Here is an 18,173-nt window from a genome sequence, read left to right on the forward strand (position 1 = left end):
CGTGGCGGCTGCACCGGCTGCTGCGCCCGCTCACGGAACGCGTCGACGCCGGGACCGAAGACGGAGGATCCGGGGACGGGCGGCGTGGCGGGGGCGGACGACGGGAACTCGCTGGTCACGGGACGTGGCACTTCCTCGGGCGGTCGGAGGGACGGGCGGTCGGTCTGGCGTGACCTTAGTCGGCACCAGGGGCCGGTGGTGGCGACGGGTCGTGGCCGTCCGGCTCCGCTGCGGTGCCGACCGGACCCGTCAGCAGGGCCCGGGGGTGGGACTCGGCGTGCACCTCGCGCAGGTTGTCGGCCGTCACGAGCGTGTAGACCTGCGTCGTCGTCACCGAGGCGTGCCCCAGCAGCTCCTGCACGACGCGGACGTCGGCGCCGCCGCGCAGCAGGTGGGTCGCGAAGGAGTGCCGCAACGTGTGCGGCGACACGGCGCGGGTGATGCCCGCCCGCCCGGCCGCGGACTGCAGCACCGCCCAGGAGCTCTGCCGGGACAGCCGGCCGCCGCGGGTGTTGAGGAACACCGCAGGTGTGCCCCGGCCCTGGGCGGCCAGGTGCGGGCGCGCGCGGACGACGTAGCGCTCCAGGGCCGCCTGGGCGTAGGACCCCACGGGGACGACGCGTTCCTTGGACCCCTTGCCGCGCAACCGGACCACCCCCGTCTCCCCCAGCACCTCGGCGGAGACGTCGTCGACGTCGAGCCCCACGGCCTCGCTGATCCGCGCCCCGCAGCCGTAGAGCAGTTCGAGCAGCGCGCGGTCGCGCAGCGGCACGGCGGCCTGCGGTCCTTCCCCACCGAGGCCGGCCGTCTCCAGCAGCCGCTCCACCTCCTCGACGCTGAGGGCGGTGGGCAGGCGGCGGGGCGGCGTGGGCGGCCGGACGAGGACGGCCGGGTCCGCAGCGCTGCGGCCCTCGGCGTGCAGGAAGCGGTGCCAGCCGCGCACGGCCGAGGCGGTGCGCGCCGCCGAGCTCGCCGTCAGGACGGCACCGCCGTCCTCCCCCGAGCGCAGCGCCACGACGAACGCGCTCACGGTGGCCTCGTCGACCTCGCCAGGCTCGGTGACGCCGCGGGCCGTGAGGAACCGCACGTAGCGGGCCAGGTCGCGGCGGTAGGCGCCGAGGGTGTTCTCCGACAGGCCCCGCTCGACGTGCAGGTGACCGAGGTAGTCGCGCACCGCGTGCTGCAGGGCGGCCGGCTCCTCACCCGCGGGCGGGACCGGCCGCGCGTCGAGGGAGGCGGCGGACACGCCCTCGACCCTAGGGGACCGGTTGCTCCGTGCGGTCGGACCCACGCGGAGCAGGGCGGGGGCGCCGCCCTCACGCTGCGCTCAAGCGGACCGCCCGTCCGGCCGATGGGAGACCATGCGAGCTTCTAGAACCGCGCCCACGGGCGTCGAGCGCCGCTTCGGTGACGACGAGCTCATCGTCACCAAGACGGACCCGCGGGGTGTCATCACCTACGCCAACGAGGTCTTCCTCCGGGTCTCGGCGCTCACGGAGGCCGAAATCGTGGGGCAGCCGCACAACATCATCAGGCACCCGGGCATGCCCCGCGGGGTCTTCGACCTGCTGTGGGAGACCCTGCGCAGCGGGAGCGAGATGTTCGCCTACGTCGTCAACCTCGCCGCCGACGGCGCCCACTACTGGGTGCTGGCGCACGTCACGCCGAGCGTGGACGCGCACGGCAAGCTGCTCGGTTACCACTCCAACCGGCGGGTGCCCGAGCCGGCGGCCGTCGCGGCCGTGCGCCGGCTCTACGACGAGCTGCTGGCCGTCGAGGCCCGGCACTCCCGGCCCGCCGACGCCGTCAAGGCCTCCCGGGCCGCGCTGGCGGCCCAGCTGGCGGCCGCGGGCCAGACCTACGAGGAGTTCGTGTGGTCCCTGACCCCCGAAGGAGCCGCCGCGTGAACCTCCGCAGCCTGTTCCGCGCCCCCCAGGACACCGGCCGCGACCACGACGAGGTCCTGCGGGCCCTCGTCGAGGTGGCGAGCCGCGCCGCCGCGGGGGACCTCGAGGCGCGCGTGCCGCACCTCGGTGACGACGACCTCCTCGTCGACCTGCGCCGCGCGTTCAACCACCAGCTCGACATGACCGACGCCTTCGTGCGGGACGCCTCCGCCACCCTGGAGGCCGCCAGCGAGGGACGCTTCCACCGCCGCTTCCTGCTGGGCGGCACGCAGGGCGCCTTCCGCCACGGGGCCCGGGTCATCGACGCCGCCCGCCGGGCCAGCGCCACCGCCGGTGCCGAGCTCGACCAGGCGACGGCCGCCCGGCTGGCCCTCGCGGACGAGCTCGAGAGCACCGTGCTGTCCGCCTCGGAGCAGGTGAGCGCGGGCGCCACCAGCGCCGGGTCGGGCGCTGCCGAACTGGCGCGCACGGCCCGCGACGCCGTGACCGAGGTCCAGCGCGCCGTGGCGACCGTGGAGTCGCTGCGCAGCGCCTCGGCCCGCATCGAGGAGGCCGTGCAGCTCATCGAGAAGGTCGCCGCCCAGACGCGGCTGCTCTCGCTCAACGCGACCATCGAGGCCGAACGCGCCGGCGAGGCCGGCCGCGGGTTCGCCGTCGTGGCCGAGGAGGTCAAGAGCCTCGCCGAGCAGGCCGCCCAGTCCAACGCCGTCATCGCGGCGCAGGTCGCGGCGAGCATGCAGGCCACCGAGGAGGCCGTCGCCGTCATCGAGGGCGTCGCGCGGCGCATCGAGGGGATGGACGCCGAGGTCGGCGCCATCTCCGACGCCGTCTCCGGCGGCTACGGCTCCGTCGGCCTGTCCGAGGTCGCCGGCCTCCTGCAGCAGCAGGTGACCGGCTTCGTCGCGACCGTCCGGGGGTCCTGACCCAGGACGCGGGGGTTCAGGCCGCAGGGGGTCAGGACGTGGGGGGTCAGGACGTGGGGGGTCAGGACGTGGGGGGTCAGGACGTGGGGGGTCAGGACGTGGGGGGTCAGGACGTGGGGCTGGTCAGCCCGGTCGGCCACGGCGTGCCGGCCGGGCGCAGGTCCGCCCAGCCGTTCGCCTTGGCGGCCTGCAGGGCCAGGACGCCGACGACGCTGCCCGGGTTCGCGAGCCGCCCCTCCAGCACCGCGCGGACCGCCTGGTCCAGCGGGACCCGGACGGGGACGAGGTCCTTCTCCTCGTCCTCGCGCACGTGCCGCTCGGCCTCGGGAACCGCGGACAGACCGCGGGCCAGGTAGATGCGGTTGGCCTCGCTCGAGCCGCCCGGGGAGTTGAACCAGTCCGCCACGACGGCCCAGTCGGCCGCCACGAGGTCGGCCTCCTCGGCCAGTTCCCGCTGGGCCGCGAGCAGGGGTTCCTCGCCCGCGACGTCGAGGAGCCCGGCGGGCAGTTCCCACAGCTCCCGGCGCACCGGGTGGCGGTACTGCCGGATGAACAGGACGTTCTCGTCGTCGTCGAGGGCGAGGACGGTCACCGCGCCGGGGTGGCGCTGCAGGTCGCGGACGACCGTCCCACCGTCGGGCAGTTCGACCCGTTCGCGCACGACGTCCCAGACGCGGCCGTGGAACACGGTCTCGCTCTCGGACACCGTCCGCTGCACCGGCGCGTCGGCCAGCTCGGCCCCGTCGACGACGGGGACGCCGAGTTCGGCGGGGAAGCTCACGCGGTCACGTCCGAGAGTTCCTCACCGGTCACGTCGGCGGGTTCGGGCTCCACGTCGATGAGCTGCCCCTCGCGCTGGCGGCGCAGGGCGGCGGCGACGAGCCCGGAGAACAGCGGGTGCGAGCGCGTGGGCCGCGACTTGAACTCCGGGTGGGCCTGCGTCCCGACGTAGTACGGGTGCACGTCGGCGGGCAGCTCCACGAACTCGACGAGTTCGCGGTCCGGGGACGTGCCCGAGAACACCAGGCCCTGCGCCGTCAGCTGCTCGCGGTAGGAGTTGTTGACCTCGTAGCGGTGGCGGTGGCGCTCGGAGATCCGCTCGCTGCCGTACGTGGTGGCCACGACGGAACCACTGCTCAGGACGGCCTCGTAGGACCCCAGGCGCATCGTGCCGCCCATGTCACCCTCACCGGAGACGATCTCGCGCTGCTCGGCCATCGTGGCGATGACGGGGTGCTGCGCGTCGGGTTCGAACTCCGTGGAACTCGCGTCGGTCAGGCCCGCGACGTTGCGCGCGTACTCGATGACCATGCACTGCAGGCCGAGGCACAGGCCCAGGGTCGGCACACCGTTCTCGCGGGTCCAGCGCAGCGCGCCCAGCTTGCCCTCGATGCCGCGCACCCCGAAACCACCGGGGACGCAGACCGCGTCGACGCCGTGCAACTGCTTCTGCGCGCCTTCGGGGGTCGCGCACTCGTCCGAGGGCACCCAGCGGATGTCCACCTTGGCGTCCTCGGCGAAACCGCCGGCCCGCAGGGCCTCCGTCACCGACAGGTAGGCGTCGGGGAGGTCGATGTACTTGCCGACGAGGGCGATCTCGACGCGGCGGCGGGGGTTGTGCACGCGGCGCAGCAGGTCGTCCCAGGTCGACCAGTCCACGTCGCGGAAGCTGAGGTTCAGCTTGCGGACGAGGTAGGCGTCCAGGCCCTCGCGGTGGATGACCTTCGGGATGTCGTAGATCGAGGGGGCGTCGACGCAGGCGATGACGGCCTCGTCGTCGACGTCGCACATCGAGGCGATCTTGCGCTTGACGCCCTCGGGGATCTCCCGGTCGGCCCGGCAGACGATCGCGTCGGGCTGGATGCCGATGTTGCGCAACTGGGCGACGGAGTGCTGCGTCGGCTTCGTCTTGAGCTCACCGCTGGGGCCGATGTACGGCACGAGCGAGACGTGGACGAAGAACACGTTGTCCCGGCCGAGGCGCTGGCGCACCTGGCGCGCGGCCTCGAGGAACGGCAGCGACTCGATGTCGCCGACGGTGCCGCCGACCTCGGTGATGATGACGTCGATGTCCTCGCGGGCCTGGGCCCGCATGCGGTCGACGATCTCGTTGGTGATGTGCGGGATGACCTGCACGGTGTCGCCGAGGTACTCCCCGCGCCGTTCCTTGGCGATGACCGCCGAGTACACCTGACCGGTGGTGACGTTCGCGGAGGCGTCGAAGCGGACGTCGAGGAACCGTTCGTAGTGCCCGATGTCGAGGTCGGTCTCGGCGCCGTCGTCGGTGACGAACACCTCGCCGTGCTGGAACGGGTTCATCGTCCCGGGGTCCACGTTGAGGTAAGGGTCGAGCTTCTGCATGGCCACGCGGAGACCGCGGGCGCGGAGCAGGCGACCGAGGCTGGAGGCCGTCAAACCCTTCCCGAGGGAGCTGGCCACCCCCCCGGTGACGAAGACGTGCTGGGTCTGGGACTCGGGGGTGCTGCGGTTCGCCACGGGGTTCGATCGTACCCGACGCGGCGACGGGGCGGGGCGCCTCAGCCGCGGGCGGCCCGGTGGACCCTGCGGACCTGGGCGACCGCGTGGTCCTCGGTGGGCAGCTGCGTCGCGCGCTGCCGCGCCCTCTCGGCCCGCACGGCGTGTTCCGTGCGGTCCTGCACCAGCCGCCGCACGGCGGCCGCGAGACCGGCCGCGTCCCCGACGGGCACGAGCAGCGCGGCGTCGCCGGTCACCTCGCGGGTCCCGCCCGCGTCGGTGGCCACGAGCGGGACCCCGGCGCGCAGCGCCTCCTGGACGAAGACGGGCTGTCCCTCCCAGACGCTCGTGCTGACGGCGACGTCGGCGGCCGCGAGCAGGTCCGCGACGTCGGAGCGCGACCCCAGGAAGCGCACGGGCAGGTCCTGCGCCCGGACGCGGTCCTCGAGCGCGGAGCGCAGCGGACCGTCGCCGGCGACCACGACGCGGGCCCCGGCGTCCGCAGCGGCGTCCAGCAGCGTCCCCAGGCCCTTCTGCGGCGCCAGCCGGGCCACGGCGAGGACCACCGGACCGGGGCCGAGCACCTCCCGACCACGGGCGGCCTCCCCCCGCGGCAGGGCGGGGGCCGGCACGAGCGCGCGGTCGGCCACGGAGGCGCCGAGGCGGTGGGCCTGCGCCACGAGGTCGCCGGAGACGCCGAGGACGACGTCCGCCCGCCGGCACACGGCCCGCAGCACCGCGGTGCCGAGGCGCGCTCTGGCCCCGGACCCCAGGACGGCGTTGTGCACCGTGACGACGAAGGGGGTGCGCCGCGGCGTGGTCGCCAGGGCCAGCGTGGCCACGAACCCCGCGCGGACCCCGTGCGCGTGGACGAGGACCCCCGGCACGGCCGTCACGGCGCGGCGCAGCGCGGCCGCGGCCCGCAGGTCGCGCACCGGGTCCAGGGACGCGCCGATCTCGACGACCGTCGTCGGCACGGACGCCCCGAGGCGCGCGAGGGTCTCGGCGGGACCGGCGACGCGGACGTCGACGCCGTCCGCGTGCAACCGCCGGGCCAGGGCCGTCACGTGGCGGACGACGCCCCCGGCGCTGCTGCCGAGGACGAACAGGACCGGGCCGTCGGGCGCCGCTGGGGGCACGTCTCCTCCTCGGGTCACCGGCGGACCACCCGCCGGGCGGTGCCGGACAGGGTCCGCAGGTCGGTGGGGACGGCCAGGCGCGCCACGACGAACCACACGAGGCCCGCGAGGGCGGCGAGCGCGAGGCCCTGGCCGACGGCGGCCACGACGTGGGTCGTGCGCCACACCAGGCCCGGGACCGCCCCCACGGCTCCCCCGACGGCACCGGCGAGGACCGCGGCGACGACGACGCGCCCGACTCCCCCGAGGGCACCGGGGACCGCCCGGTGCACCTCGCGCAGCAGCAGCACGCCCGCGACCGTGAGACCGGCCGTGTGCGCGAGCGCGAGCGCCGACACGACGTGGTCGGCGGGCAGGGCGAGCGGCAGCAGCAGCACCCCCACCAGGACGACGGCCCAGCCGGAGACGACGGCGACGGCGGCGCTGCGTCCGGCACCGAGGGTGTAGAGCGCCCGGGTGAGCAGCGCGACGAGCCCGTAGCCGAGCAGCCCGGGGGCGAAGAGGACCAGTGCCAGGCCGAGGTCGCCGGAGCGGCCCGACCCGACCCGGCCGTGGACGAAGACGACGGCGACGGGCACGGCGACGGCCACGAGGACGGCCGCGCCGAGGGAGCTGACGAGCAGCACCGCCCGCACGGCGGGGGCGAGGACGCCGCCGAGCTCGGCCCGGCCGCTGTCGGCGGCCCGGGCCAGCCGGGGGAAGACGGCCGTCGCCACCGGGACCGCGAGCACGGCGTACGGCAGCAGGAAGAGCGCCCAGGCGTAGCTCCAGCGGTTGACCGCGCCGGCCGAGGCGTCGTTGGAGACCGCCGTGACGGCGACCGTCACGACCTGCTGGGCCACGAGCACCGCGAGACCGGACAGGGCCAGGGACCGCAACCGGGCGCCGTCGCCGGGAGCCGGCCGCAGGGCCGGCCGCCAGCGCACGGGACCGCGCAGCGCGGGCAGGTGCGTCAGCGCGAGGGCGAGCACGCCCAGGGTCGTGCCGCCGGCCAGCACGGCGATCCCGGTGCGCGGGACGTCGGCCAGGTCCCCCTCGACGACGGAGGCGGGGACGAGGGCCCCGAAGAGCAGGTAGGTCGCCCCGACGACGAGGCTGGAGACGAGCGGCGCGGCGGCAGGCGCGGTGAACCGCTGCTGGGCCTGCAGCACGCCCGCGAAGACGACGGCGACCGCGTAGAGCGGGACCTGGGGCAGGAAGACCCAGAGCATCACCGTCGCCAGCCGCAGCAGCGACCCGCCGCACTCGGCGTCGGAGCCGTCGGCCAGCAGGAGGGACATGACGGGGCGGGCGACCAGCGCGGTGACGGCCCCGACGACGACGAGCGCGAGCACGCTGACCGTCAGCGCGGCCGACGCGGTCCGGGACGCGGCCGCCCGCTCGGCGGGGTCGTCGGAGGCCAGGCGGGAGGACAGCAGGGGGACGAGGACACCCGCGAGGGCACCTCCGGCGACGACCTCGAAGAGGACGTTCGGCACCTGGTTCGCCGTCGTGTACGCCGTGCCGAGGCAGTTGTCGCCGACGGTCTGGCTGAAGGCGAAGATGCGGCCGAACCCCGCCACCCGCGCCGCGACGGTCAGCAGCGCCACCGAGGCCGCGGCCGCGGCGACGGACCCCGCCCCGAGGCGGGGGGGCCTCACCACCGGCTCACGGACGGCTCACGGACGACCCAGCCGGTCCAGCTCGCGCAGCAGGGGTTGCGCCTCGATGAGCCGGCTGAAGCTCACCTTCTCCGACGCCAGCGTGAGGGCGACGACGACCCCGAGGGCGACGGCGCGGCCGGTGCGGTCCCAGCGGGCGAGGGCCGCGACGCCCACGACGGCACCGAGCGCGTTCGCCCCCGTGTCCCCCAGCATGCTGCGCCCGGCGAGGTCGTCGCCCAGGACGGCGGCGGACGTCCCCAGGACCGCCCCCGCCAGGGGGCGGGCGTCCCCGGCGCCGGGACCGGCCGACAGCGACAGGGCGGTCACCGCGGCCACCTTCACGGCCCGGCCGGGGCGCAGGTCGAAGAGGTTCACGAGGTTGGCGGCACCCGCGACGAGCGCGCCGCCCACGAGGACGTCGAGCACCCGGACCGGCCCCGCCCCGGTGCCATGCGACCGTTCGGCGACGGCGGCGGCCACCAGACCGGTGGCCCCGATGCCGAGCACCTTCCAGGCACCCGTGGTGAGCCGGCCCCGGCGCAGGGCGTCGAGGTGGCCGCGCAGCCCGCGCGCGCCGCCGGAGCGGTCGTCGGGGCGTTCGGCGAGGTCGTCGACGGCGCCGAGCCCGGCGGCACCCGCGGCCGCGAGCAGGCCGGCGGCCCGCCAACCGGGCCGCGCGGCGAGGCAGCCCGCCCCGACGGCGAGGGCCGCGGTGGGGCCCTCCAGCAGGGTCAGCGGACGCCCGGCGTGGTTGGTCCGCTCCCAGCGGTCGGCCCCACCGGGCGGGGTGCGGCGCAACAGCTCGCCCGCCCGCACCCCGGCTCCGAAGGCCCCGCCCACGGCGACCACGGCCCGCAGCAGCCCGCTCACGACGCGCTCGCGGCCGCCGGCAGCGGCGGGCTGACCTCGGTCGCGGAGTCGGCGGTGCCGTACTGGCCGGCGCCACCGGTGAGCTGCTGACGCAGGGCGAGCACGACGTTGATGCGCCCGATCGGGGAGTCCAGGTCGTCGACGCTGCTGACGTCGGCGGCCAGGTCACCGTCGGCGCGCAGCACGGCCACCGGTCCCCCGTCGGCCGCGGCGTCCGGCGGACCGGCCAGCACCGCACCGGCGCTGGCGCCGTCCAGCTCGCGCAGCAGCGCCGTCCACGCGGCCGCCGTGGACCGGCGCACGGCGTCGGTCGCGTCGGCGTCCCCGGCACCGCCCACGACGACGACGAGGGTCGCCCGGGCCGGTGCCGTGCCGGTGCCGCCCTGGACGTCGACGAGCCCGGCGTCCGACAGCGTGGTGAGCACCGTGCGGGCGCCGTCGTCGGGCCCCTCGGCCTGCGCGAGCTCGGAGGTGACGAGCGCGCGGGACAGCTCGGCCGCGAGGAGGTCCTCGGTGCCGGCGGCGGTCGCCGGCGCCGCCGTCAACTGCCCGGTGAGCGAGGAGGCCGCCTTCTGCCGGTCGGCCGTGGCGGTCTGGCTGCTGTCGAACCACTTGTCCTGCAGGGTGACCTGCGAGGACACGGTCGCGCCCGCGGCCTGCAGCTCCTCCGTGGTGGCGTCGACCTGGCTGGAGTCGGCCCCGGGGAGCTCCACGACCGCCACGCTGCGGCCGCCGAGCTGACGGGCCACGAGGGCCGGCCCGACCGCCTCGGCCCAGGCGTCCTGCTGGTCGACCGTCGAGAGCGCCTGGTCGCGTTCGGTGCGCAGGGTGTTCTTCTCGGTCGTCAGCTGGCGGACCTGGTCGGTGATGCCCGTCGAGATCCCCTCGTTGAGCGGCCCCGCGCCCAGCACGATGCCGACGGCGAGGGCGAGGAACACCGACACCAGCGAGACCACGTGGTAGCGGAAGTCGATCACTGCTCATCCTGTCGGTCGGTGGTGCGGGTGGGGACGGTCGCGGCCCTCACGGACCTTCACCGGGCAGCACGCCCACGACGACCGCCCACGCGTCCTCGAGCCGGGCCCCCGTCACGGCGAGGATCGCCTGTCCGGTGGGTGTCACGAGCAGGGCGGCGACGAGGGCCAGCACCCCGGCCAGCACGAGCACGAGGACCTGGACGTCGGACACGCGCGAGCGGTAGAGCCGGGAGACACCCTTGGCGTCGACGAGCTTGCCGCCGACGCGCAGGCGGGTGAGGAAGGTGCTGGCCATGCCGGCGCGGCCCTTGTCGAGGAACTCCACGAGGGTGACGTGGGTGCCGACGGCCGCGATGAGCGTCGCGCCCTTGTCGTCGGCCAGCAGCATCGCGACGTCCTCGCTCGTGCCGGTGGCCGGGAAGACGACGGCGTCGATGCCCAGGGAGCGCACGCGCTCCAGCCCGGGGGCGCGCCCGTCGCGGTAGGCGTGGACGACGATCTCGGCGCCGCAGCGCAGGGCCGCGTCGGACACCGAGTCCATGTCGCCGACGATGAGGTCGGGCTTGTACCCGGCCTCGAGGATGGCGTCCGCGCCGCCGTCGACGCCGATGAGGACGGGCTTGTACTCGCGCACGTAGGGGCGCAGCGTGACGAGGTCCTCCTTGTAGTGGTACCCGCGCACCACGATGAGGACGTACCGGCCGTCGAGGTCGGTGCGGATGTCGGGCACGCCGACGCCGTCGAGCAGCAGTTCCCGCTCGCGGCGCAGGTACTCCATCGTGTTGGCCGCGAACGCCTCCAGCTGCAGCGACAGGCCGGCGCGGGCGACCTCCATGTCGGCGGCCACCACGTCGGCCGTGAGGCGGCGCCCGGTGGCGACGTCGACGCCGTCGACCTGCAGCCGGTCACCGACGAGGAGGGCCTTGGTGCCCTCGGACAGCTCGGCCACGAGGTCGGTGCCGACGTCGTCGAGGACGGGGATGCCGGCCTCGACGAGGATGCCGGGCCCGAGGTTGGGGTAGCGCCCCGAGGTGCTGCGGGAGGCGTTGACGACGGCGGCCGGCGCGCAGGCCACGAGGGCCTCGGCCGACACGCGGTCGAGGTCGAGGTGGTCGATGACGGCGATGTCACCGGGTTTGAGCCGCTTGGTCAGGCGCTTCGTCCGGCGGTCGACGCGGACGGTGCCGTGCACGGCACCGGTGCCGACCGACCCTGCACCGGCGGATCCGGGCGCACTGGCGCCACGGTCGCGTCGACGCCTCACCACTCGCCCGATCTCCTCAGCTGCGTGCCTTCCGCGCCCCGCCGGTTCCCGGGGCGGACGCCGATCGTCCCACGCGGGCGGCACCGCCCCGCGCCGCACGCGCCGTGCCCGCCCGTCCGCCACGACGTGTCGACGGTTCCGCCACGGCCTCCGCGCGGCTGGAGCGCAGGAGCTCCTCGGCGTGGGCGCGTTCGGTGCCCGAGCCGCGCCCGGACAGCATCCGGGCCAGTTCGCTCACCCGGCCGTCGTCGTCGAGGCGCACGACACCGGACTCGGTCACGCTGCCGTCGTCGGTCTTCACGACCGTCAGGTGCGTGTCGGCGAAGGCCGCGACCTGGGCGAGGTGGGTGACGACGACGACCTGCGTGCTGCGGGCGAGCCGGGCCAGCCGGCGCCCGATCTCGACCGCCGCGCGCCCACCGACCCCCGCGTCGACCTCGTCGAAGACCATGGTGGGCACCGGGTCCGCACCCGCCAGGACCACCTCGAGCGCCAGCATGACGCGGGACAGCTCACCCCCGGAGGCGCCGCGGGCGAGCGGTCGCGGCGCAGCGCCGGAGTGCGCCGCGAGCAGCAGTTCGACGCTGTCGCAGCCCCAGGGACCGAGGTCGTGCCCCGTGTGGACGGCGACCTCGAGCCGCGCGCTCGGCATCGCCAGGGCGGCCAGCTCGGCGGCGACGCGCTCCTGCAGGTCACCGGCCGCGGTGCGGCGGGCCGCCGTGAGGCGCCCCGCGAGCCGGCGCAGCTCGTCCTCCAGCTCGTCCCGTTCCTTGGCCAGCGTCTCGAGGCGGCCGTCGTCGTCGAGGTCGAGCAGCCGGTCGGAGGCCTCCCGGGCCCAGGCCAGGACCCCGGCGACGCCCTCGCCCGGGTCGACGGCGTGCCGTCGCACCAGGGCGCTCAGCTGCGCCCGGCGCTCCTGCACGACCTGCAACCGCAGCGGGTCGGCCTCGAGGGACCCCGCGTAGGCGGCGACGTCCGTCGCGAGGTCGGCGAGCAGGTAGGAGACCTCCTCGGCGCGGGCAGCCAGGGCCGCCAGCGCGGTGTCGTGGTCCCCGGCCTGGGCCAGCGCGCGGCGGGCCGCGTCGACGCGGGCGTCGGCTCCGCCCTCACCGACGCCGTCGTCGGCTCCCTGGCCGGTGAGCGCCTCGTGCGCAGTGGCCGCCGCCGTCCGGAGCACCTCGACGTGGGCCAGCCGTTCGGACTCCTCGCGCAGGGCGGTGTCCTCGTCCGGCTGCGGGTCGACGCGTTCGACCTCGTCGAGGCCCAGGCGCAGCAGCTCGGCCTCGCGCGCGCGTTCGGCGGTGTGGCCGGCGACGTGGTCGTGCTCGGCGCTCACGGCCCGCCAGCGCGTGTGCACGCGCTGGTAGGCGGCGAGGTCGTCGGCGACGACGGTGCCCGCGAAGGCGTCCAGCACCCGCAACTGCTGGGCACCGGACCGCAGCCGGAGCTGGTCGGTCTGCCCGTGCACGGCGATGAGGTGCTCGGAGATCTCGGCGAGCACCCCGACGGGCGCGCTGCGGCCGCCCACGTGGGCCCGGCTGCGTCCGCCCGCGGACAGGGTGCGGGCCAGGACCAGTTCGCCCTGGTCGACCTCGCCGCCGGCCTCGCGCGTGCGGGCCGCGACGGGCCCGTCCTCGGGGACCTGCACCCGGCCCTCGACGACGGCGGACTCGTCACCGGCCCGGACGGCACCGGCGTCGGCCCGTTCGCCCATGAGCAGGCCGAGGCCCGTGACGACCATCGTCTTGCCCGCCCCGGTCTCCCCCGTGATGACGGTCAGGCCGGGCCCGAGCGGCAGCCGCGCGTCGCGGATGACGCCGAGGGAGCGGATGTGCATCTCCTCGATCACGGTCGCGGCCCCCCCGCCCCACGCGGTCCCTGCGGTTCGCGCGGGCCCCGCCAGCCGGTGACGGGCAGTCCGAACTTGGCGACCAGCCGGTCGGTGAAGATGCCGCTGCTCAGCCGCGCCAGCCGGATCGTCTGGGCCGAGCGACGGACCTCGACCCGGGACCCGGCCGGGGCCGCGAACGTCCGGCGGCCGTCGCACCAGAGCACTCCGCCGTCACCTGTGCCGGGCAGCACCTCCACACCGACGACCGACGTCGGGGCGATCACGAGCGGTCGGGCGAAGAGGGCGTGGGCGCTGATCGGCACGACGAGCAGGGCCTCGACCTCGGGCCAGACGACGGGCCCGCCGGCGGAGAACGCGTAGGCCGTCGAGCCGGTGGGGGTGGCCGCGATGACGCCGTCGCCCCCGAAACTGCTGAGGGGCCGGCCGTCGACGTCGACGACGAGTTCGAGCATGCGCTCGCGGTTGGCCTTCTCGACCGACACCTCGTTGACCGCCCAGGAGGACGCCAGGACGGCTCCGTCGTGGACGACCTGGACGTCGAGGGTCATGCGCTCCTCGACGCGGTAGTCGCCGGCGGCGACGCGCGCGACGGTCCCGACGATCTCCTCGCGCTCGGCCTCGGCGAGGAAGCCGACGTGGCCCAGGTTCACACCGAGCAGCGGGGTGTCGCTGCCCCGGACGATCTCGGCGGCCCGCAGGATCGTCCCGTCGCCGCCGAGGACGATGACGAGTTCGGCCGTGTCGACGGCTCCTTCGAGCTCGCACTGCACGACGCGGTCGCGGTCCTCCGCGGCGAGTGCGGACGCCTCCTCGGGCGTCATGACGGTCTGGATGCCCGCCTCCTCGAAGCGGTGCACCACCTTCGTCAGGGCCGTCACGGCCTCGGGCCGACCGGTGTGCGCGAGGACGAGGACGCTGCGCGCGGCCTGCGGGACGACGCACCCCACGGGTGCCTCCTCGGCGCTCACGCGAGCCCCGCCTGCGGTCCCTCGGCGATCGCGCGCGCCAGCGCGTCCTCGTCGAGCGGCGGAGCGCCGGCGGCGAGGTGCAGGAAGTACTCGACGTTGCCGCTGGGACCGGGCAGGGGGCTGGCCGCGACACCGCGGACGCCCAGGCCCGTCGCCACCGCGGCCGTCGCGACGTGCCGGACCGCGCCGGCGCGCAGCTCGGCGCTGCGGACGACACCGCCCGCGCCGAGCGCCTCGCGACCGACCTCGAACTGGGGTTTGACCATGAGCACGTGCTCCGCCTCGGGGGTCACGCAACGGACGATCGCCGGCAGGACGAGCGTCAGGGAGATGAAGGAAAGGTCCGCGACGACGAGGGAGGGGGCGGGCGCGACGGCCTGCGGCTCCAGCGTGCGGACGTTGGTGCGCTCCAGGACGGTCACGCGGTCGTCCGTGCGCAGGGACCAGGCGATCTGCCCGTAGCCGACGTCGACGGCGACGACGTGGCCCGCCCCCCGCCGGAGGAGGACGTCGGTGAAGCCGCCCGTGCTGGCCCCGGCGTCCAGGCAGCGCCGGCCCGTGACGTCGACGCCGAACGCGTCGAGGGCCCCGACGAGCTTGTGCGCGCCGCGGGAGACGTACTCGTCCTGCTCACCGGCGTCCTCGACGACGATCGCGGCGGCCAGGTCGACCTGGGTGGCGGGCTTCGCCGCCGTGGCCCCGCCGACGCGGACGCGGCCGGCGCTCACGAGCTCACCGGCGTGCTCGCGGGACCGGGCCAGCCCCCGGCGGACCAGCTCGGCGTCGAGCCGGAGCCTGCGGACGGCCACGTCAGGACTCCGCGCCGGCCAGTCGTTCCCGCAGGGCGCGGTCGACGGCGGCGTAGACCTCGACGTGGTCGTGGACACCGAGCGCGTCCAGGCCGTCGAGCCGGTCCAGGACGTCCTGCAGCGCACGGTCCTGCTCCGGGGAGGCGGCGGCCTCCGACCGGGCCGGCCCGGGACGAGGAGGAGTGGGCACGGGAGACCTCTGGCCCACGGATTCAGTCACGGGCGTCACGCTACAAGCCGCCCCCGACATCGCCTTGCAGGCTGTCCACACCCCGCGTGTTCGACCCGGTGTTCGAGGGGTCCGACGTCAGCCGACGGACCGTGCGCCGGGTCCGTCCGGGACGCCGACGGTCGGCTCCACCGCCGTGACCGCCCCGGTCAGGGCCTCACCCGTGAGCGCGTTCCCGGCGTCCGCGACGGCCCACACGGCGGCCGCGGCCGCGCGCAGGACGTCGAGCCCGTCCGGACCCGCGGCGTCCGCCGCGACGGCGCAGCGGCCCCCGGCGACGCGGACGACGGCGTCGCGGCAGGTCGCAGTGACCTCCCCGTCACCGGCGACGTCACCGGCGACGTCACCGGCGACGACGTCGACACCCGGGTGGGCGTCCTGCAGGGACCGCAGGTCGTGCCCGACGTGGGTCGGCCGCTCGTGCGGCTCGGCCGCGAGCAGCTCCCGCACCCCGGTCACCCCGGTGAGGACGAGCAGCCCGTCGAGCCCGGCGGTGCGGGCGCCCTGCAGGTCCGTGTCCAGCCGGTCCCCCACGACCAGCGCACGGGCGGCCCCCAGCCGGGCGACCGCGGCGTCGAAGAGCGCCCGTTCCGGCTTGCCGCACACGACGTCGGGGCCGCGTCCGGCGGCCCGCGCCACGAGGTCGACGAGGAGGCCGTTGCCCGGGGCCGGACCCCCCGGGGTCGGCACGGTGGCGTCGAGGTTGGTGGCGACCCACGGCAGACCGGACCGGACGGCGTGCGTGGCCTCGGCGAGCTGCTGCCAGCCCAGGTCCGGCGAGAAGCCCTGCACGACCGCGACGGCCTCGTGGCGGTCCTCCGTCGGCCGCAGGCCCACGTCGGTGAGGGCCTCCCGCAGACCGGTCGTGCCGACGAGCAGGACGCGCGAGCCCGCCGGCAGCTCCCGGGCGAGGTGGTCGGCGGCGGCCTGGGCGGAGTTGACGACGTCCTCGTCGGCCGCGGGCACGTCGAGGTCGCGCAGGTGCGCGGCCACGGTCGACGGCGACCGGGAGGCGTTGTTGGTGATGTAGCCGAGCCGGTGCCCGGCCTCAGCGGCGGCGCGCAGCGCTTCCGGTGCGTGCGGCACGGCGTCGGGCCCCACGTAGACGACGCCGTCGAGGTCGAGCAGGAGGACGTCGTGGTCCTCCAGCAACGTGCCACGGGTGGGGAGGAAGGGGGCGGACGCGCGGGGGGTCACGGGTTCTCCGGGCTCTGCCGCGCCCGGATGGTGGCGCGGACCTGTCGCAGGCGGTCGGCGTACTCCGGCCGGTCCGGGCGCATGGCGTGGGCCATGGCCAGGTGCTCGACCGCCAGGCCGAACCGTCCGAGCCGGCTGAGGCTCAGCCCCAGACCGAAGTGAGCGTAGTCGTCGGCCGGTCGAGCGGCCGCCAGGTCCCGGAAGGCCTCCACCGCCCCGGGGATGTCCCCCGAGTCGTAGCGAGCCCGGGTCAAGGCCTCCAGGACGACGGTGGACCCCGGTTCCTGGGCGTGGGCCCGCGTCAGGAGCGTCGCCGCCGCGGCCGCCTCCCCCGCGGCCAGCAGCGCCAGCCCGCGCTGCAGCCACTCGTAGGGTCCTCCGGACGGTCGGCCGGGCTCTTCCGGGCCGGGCACGGTGCCTCCTCGTGGATCGGGGACGGGGTTCGGCGGGCGGGCGGGCCGCGGGCACTCCCGACCGTAGGATGCGACGGGTGGACTCAGCACGCACGGGGGCGCGCGCCCCGGTGGGCGGGCTGCCGGGCCTCACCCCCTCCGACCAGCTCGCGGGCACCGTCGCACCCACCGGTGATGCGCTCCTGCGGCCGTTCCCCGGGCTGCGCTACGACCCGGACGTCGCGGGTCCACCCGCGGGGTTGCTCGCCCCACCTCACACGGAACTCGACAAGTCGCGCCGCGCCGCCTTCCTCGCGTCTTCGCCGTACGTCGTCACCCACCTGGAACGGCCCGAGTACGGGACGGGATCGACCGGCCCGCTGGTCCTCGACTGGCTGGACCACGGGGTGCTCCTGCAGGACCCGGCGTCCTTCTACGTGGTGCGGCAGCGCGAGGCGACCGCGAACGAGGCGAGGGTCCGGCACTTCCTGCTCGCCAACCTGACCGTGGTCCCGGACGACCCTCGCGTCCACCCGCACGAGGGGGTCTTCGAGCAGGCCGTCGCGGCTCGGCTGCACCGTCTCGAGGCGACGCGCGTCGACTCGGAACCCGTCCTCGTCGTCGACAGCGCCCCCTGGCCCGTCCGTTGGACGCACCCCGAGGGTCTGGGAGAGCGCGTGCTCCGGTCCGAGGGAGCCGGTGTCGAGGTGTGGCGGGTGCGCGACCCCGACGTGGTGACCGCCCTGGTCGACGCCTCCCGTACGCACCGGTTCCTCATCGCCGACGGGCACCACCGCTACGCCGCCGCGCTGTCGGCGGCACGTGCGGCGGGCCGGCCGGCGGATCTCCTCGTGGCCGTCGCCGACGACGCGACCGAACCGGTCGATCTGCGTGCGCTGCACCGGATCCTTCCCCAGCGGGCGGCAGCCTCGGTGCTCGACGGTGCCCAGCGGCGGCGCCGACTCGTGGACGCGTCACCCGAGACGCTGGGCCGGGTCCAGCAGGCTCTGGGGTCGCAGCAGGCGGTCGTCGTGCTCCCCTCCGGCGCCCACGTCGTGGAACAGGACCGCGTTCCGCACGCGGCCAGTGGATCGGGGGCGTGGGTGGACGCGCTGATCCGTGCCGGGGGGACGCCTTCCGACGCCGTCCGGTACCAGGGTGACCTCACCGTCGTCCTCGCCGCTGTGGGCGGATCTGCAGCGGTCCTCCTGCCGCACCCCACGGTGGCCGGTCTCACGCGCCTCGCGCGGGACGGCGGTCTCATGGGACGCAAGACGACGTCCTTCCGACCCAAGCCCCTCGCCGGCAGCGTGATGCGGCTGCGCTGACGCCGGCGCCGACGTCGCGGGTCGGACTCGCGCACCCGCCCGGGAACGCAGAAGAGGGGAGCAGCACCGCCGTAGCGGTGCCACTCCCCTCCACTTCTCACCAAAAGTGAGTGGCCGGCGGTGACCTACTCTCCCACCCAGTCTCCCGAGCAGTACCATCGGCGCTGGTGGGCTTAGCTTCCGGGTTCGGAATGAGACCG

General features: G+C 75.8%; 17 protein-coding genes and 1 rRNA gene. 3 read left to right on the top strand and 15 right to left on the bottom strand.

Features of this window, described 5'->3' with window-relative positions; translation table 11 throughout:
• Window positions 1-175: 175 nt before the first annotated feature.
• The gene (gene xerD, locus AB0637_RS20645; protein ID WP_366174584.1) at window positions 176-1,186 is read right to left on the bottom strand and encodes a site-specific tyrosine recombinase XerD; all 1,011 of its coding nucleotides are present in this window, start codon (window positions 1,184-1,186) and stop codon (window positions 176-178) included.
• A 175-nt stretch (window positions 1,187-1,361) separates the two neighbouring features.
• Here xerD and AB0637_RS20650 point away from each other — a divergent pair, with 175 nt between their 5' ends.
• Both AB0637_RS20650 and AB0637_RS20655 read left to right on the top strand, forming a co-directional pair.
• A complete protein-coding gene (locus AB0637_RS20650) occupies window positions 1,362-1,907 on the top strand; it encodes a PAS domain-containing protein (RefSeq protein WP_366174566.1) in 546 nt (181 codons plus the stop codon).
• On the top strand, window positions 1,904-2,830 hold the full coding sequence (locus AB0637_RS20655; RefSeq protein WP_366174567.1) for a methyl-accepting chemotaxis protein: 927 nt from the start codon (window positions 1,904-1,906) through the stop codon (window positions 2,828-2,830). Before AB0637_RS20650 ends, AB0637_RS20655 begins: the two co-directional genes overlap by 4 nt.
• 106 nt (window positions 2,831-2,936) lie before the next feature.
• Here the strand turns inward: AB0637_RS20655 and AB0637_RS20660 are convergent, their stop codons facing one another.
• The 13 genes from AB0637_RS20660 to AB0637_RS20720 all read right to left on the bottom strand — a co-directional run bounded on the left by AB0637_RS20660 (window position 2,937) and on the right by AB0637_RS20720 (window position 16,666).
• A complete protein-coding gene (locus tag AB0637_RS20660; RefSeq protein WP_366174568.1) occupies window positions 2,937-3,611 on the bottom strand; it encodes an NUDIX hydrolase in 675 nt (224 codons plus the stop codon).
• On the bottom strand, window positions 3,608-5,326 hold the full coding sequence (locus AB0637_RS20665; RefSeq protein ID WP_366174569.1) for a CTP synthase: 1,719 nt from the start codon (window positions 5,324-5,326) through the stop codon (window positions 3,608-3,610). Before AB0637_RS20665 ends, AB0637_RS20660 begins: the two co-directional genes overlap by 4 nt.
• A 41-nt stretch (window positions 5,327-5,367) precedes the next feature.
• Window positions 5,368-6,444, bottom strand: coding sequence for a glycosyltransferase family 4 protein (locus AB0637_RS20670; protein WP_366174570.1), 1,077 nt, complete (start codon window positions 6,442-6,444; stop codon window positions 5,368-5,370).
• A 14-nt stretch (window positions 6,445-6,458) separates the two neighbouring features.
• Complete coding sequence (locus AB0637_RS20675; RefSeq protein ID WP_366174571.1) at window positions 6,459-8,087, bottom strand: lipid II flippase MurJ; 1,629 nt, start codon at window positions 8,085-8,087, stop codon at window positions 6,459-6,461.
• A 15-nt stretch (window positions 8,088-8,102) separates the two neighbouring features.
• On the bottom strand, window positions 8,103-8,903 hold the full coding sequence (locus AB0637_RS20680) for a hypothetical protein (RefSeq protein WP_366174585.1): 801 nt from the start codon (window positions 8,901-8,903) through the stop codon (window positions 8,103-8,105).
• Between the two features lie 50 nt (window positions 8,904-8,953).
• On the bottom strand, window positions 8,954-9,934 hold the full coding sequence (locus tag AB0637_RS20685; RefSeq protein ID WP_366174572.1) for a copper transporter: 981 nt from the start codon (window positions 9,932-9,934) through the stop codon (window positions 8,954-8,956).
• Between the two features lie 46 nt (window positions 9,935-9,980).
• On the bottom strand, window positions 9,981-11,126 hold the full coding sequence (steA, locus tag AB0637_RS20690; RefSeq protein WP_366174573.1) for a putative cytokinetic ring protein SteA: 1,146 nt from the start codon (window positions 11,124-11,126) through the stop codon (window positions 9,981-9,983).
• An 88-nt stretch (window positions 11,127-11,214) separates the two neighbouring features.
• On the bottom strand, window positions 11,215-13,035 hold the full coding sequence (recN, locus tag AB0637_RS20695; RefSeq protein ID WP_366174586.1) for a DNA repair protein RecN: 1,821 nt from the start codon (window positions 13,033-13,035) through the stop codon (window positions 11,215-11,217).
• A gap of 8 nt (window positions 13,036-13,043) precedes the next feature.
• Window positions 13,044-14,018 carry an NAD kinase gene (locus tag AB0637_RS20700; RefSeq protein ID WP_366174574.1) on the bottom strand — a complete coding sequence of 325 codons (975 nt, stop codon included), beginning with the start codon at window positions 14,016-14,018 and terminating at the stop codon, window positions 13,044-13,046.
• Entirely contained in the window at window positions 14,015-14,827 is an 813-nt protein-coding gene (locus AB0637_RS20705) for a TlyA family RNA methyltransferase (protein WP_366174575.1), read from the bottom strand. Before AB0637_RS20705 ends, AB0637_RS20700 begins: the two co-directional genes overlap by 4 nt.
• 1 nt (window position 14,828) lies before the next feature.
• Window positions 14,829-15,017 carry a hypothetical protein gene (locus AB0637_RS20710; protein ID WP_366174576.1) on the bottom strand — a complete coding sequence of 63 codons (189 nt, stop codon included), beginning with the start codon at window positions 15,015-15,017 and terminating at the stop codon, window positions 14,829-14,831.
• A 117-nt stretch (window positions 15,018-15,134) separates the two neighbouring features.
• The gene (locus AB0637_RS20715; protein WP_366174577.1) at window positions 15,135-16,253 is read right to left on the bottom strand and encodes an HAD-IIA family hydrolase; all 1,119 of its coding nucleotides are present in this window, start codon (window positions 16,251-16,253) and stop codon (window positions 15,135-15,137) included.
• Window positions 16,250-16,666, bottom strand: coding sequence for a tetratricopeptide repeat protein (locus tag AB0637_RS20720; protein WP_366174578.1), 417 nt, complete (start codon window positions 16,664-16,666; stop codon window positions 16,250-16,252). Before AB0637_RS20720 ends, AB0637_RS20715 begins: the two co-directional genes overlap by 4 nt.
• Before the next feature lie 77 nt (window positions 16,667-16,743).
• Here AB0637_RS20720 and AB0637_RS20725 point away from each other — a divergent pair, with 77 nt between their 5' ends.
• Entirely contained in the window at window positions 16,744-17,973 is a 1,230-nt protein-coding gene (locus AB0637_RS20725; protein WP_366174579.1) for a DUF1015 family protein, read from the top strand.
• Window positions 17,974-18,085: 112 nt separating this feature from the next.
• Here the strand turns inward: AB0637_RS20725 and rrf are convergent.
• Window positions 18,086-18,173, bottom strand: a 5S ribosomal RNA gene (gene rrf / locus AB0637_RS20730); the annotation flags it as partial.

The sequence above is a fragment of the Kineococcus sp. NPDC059986 genome, assembly GCF_040702905.1.
Taxonomy (GTDB): domain Bacteria; phylum Actinomycetota; class Actinomycetes; order Actinomycetales; family Kineococcaceae; genus Kineococcus.

Coding starts and splice junctions, on each gene's coding strand:
- AB0637_RS20650 (WP_366174566.1), top strand. CDS start 1,362: ATGCGAGCTTCTAGAACCGCGCCCACGGGCGTCGAGCGCCGCTTCGGT.
- recN (WP_366174586.1), bottom strand. CDS start 13,035: ATGCACATCCGCTCCCTCGGCGTCATCCGCGACGCGCGGCTGCCGCTC.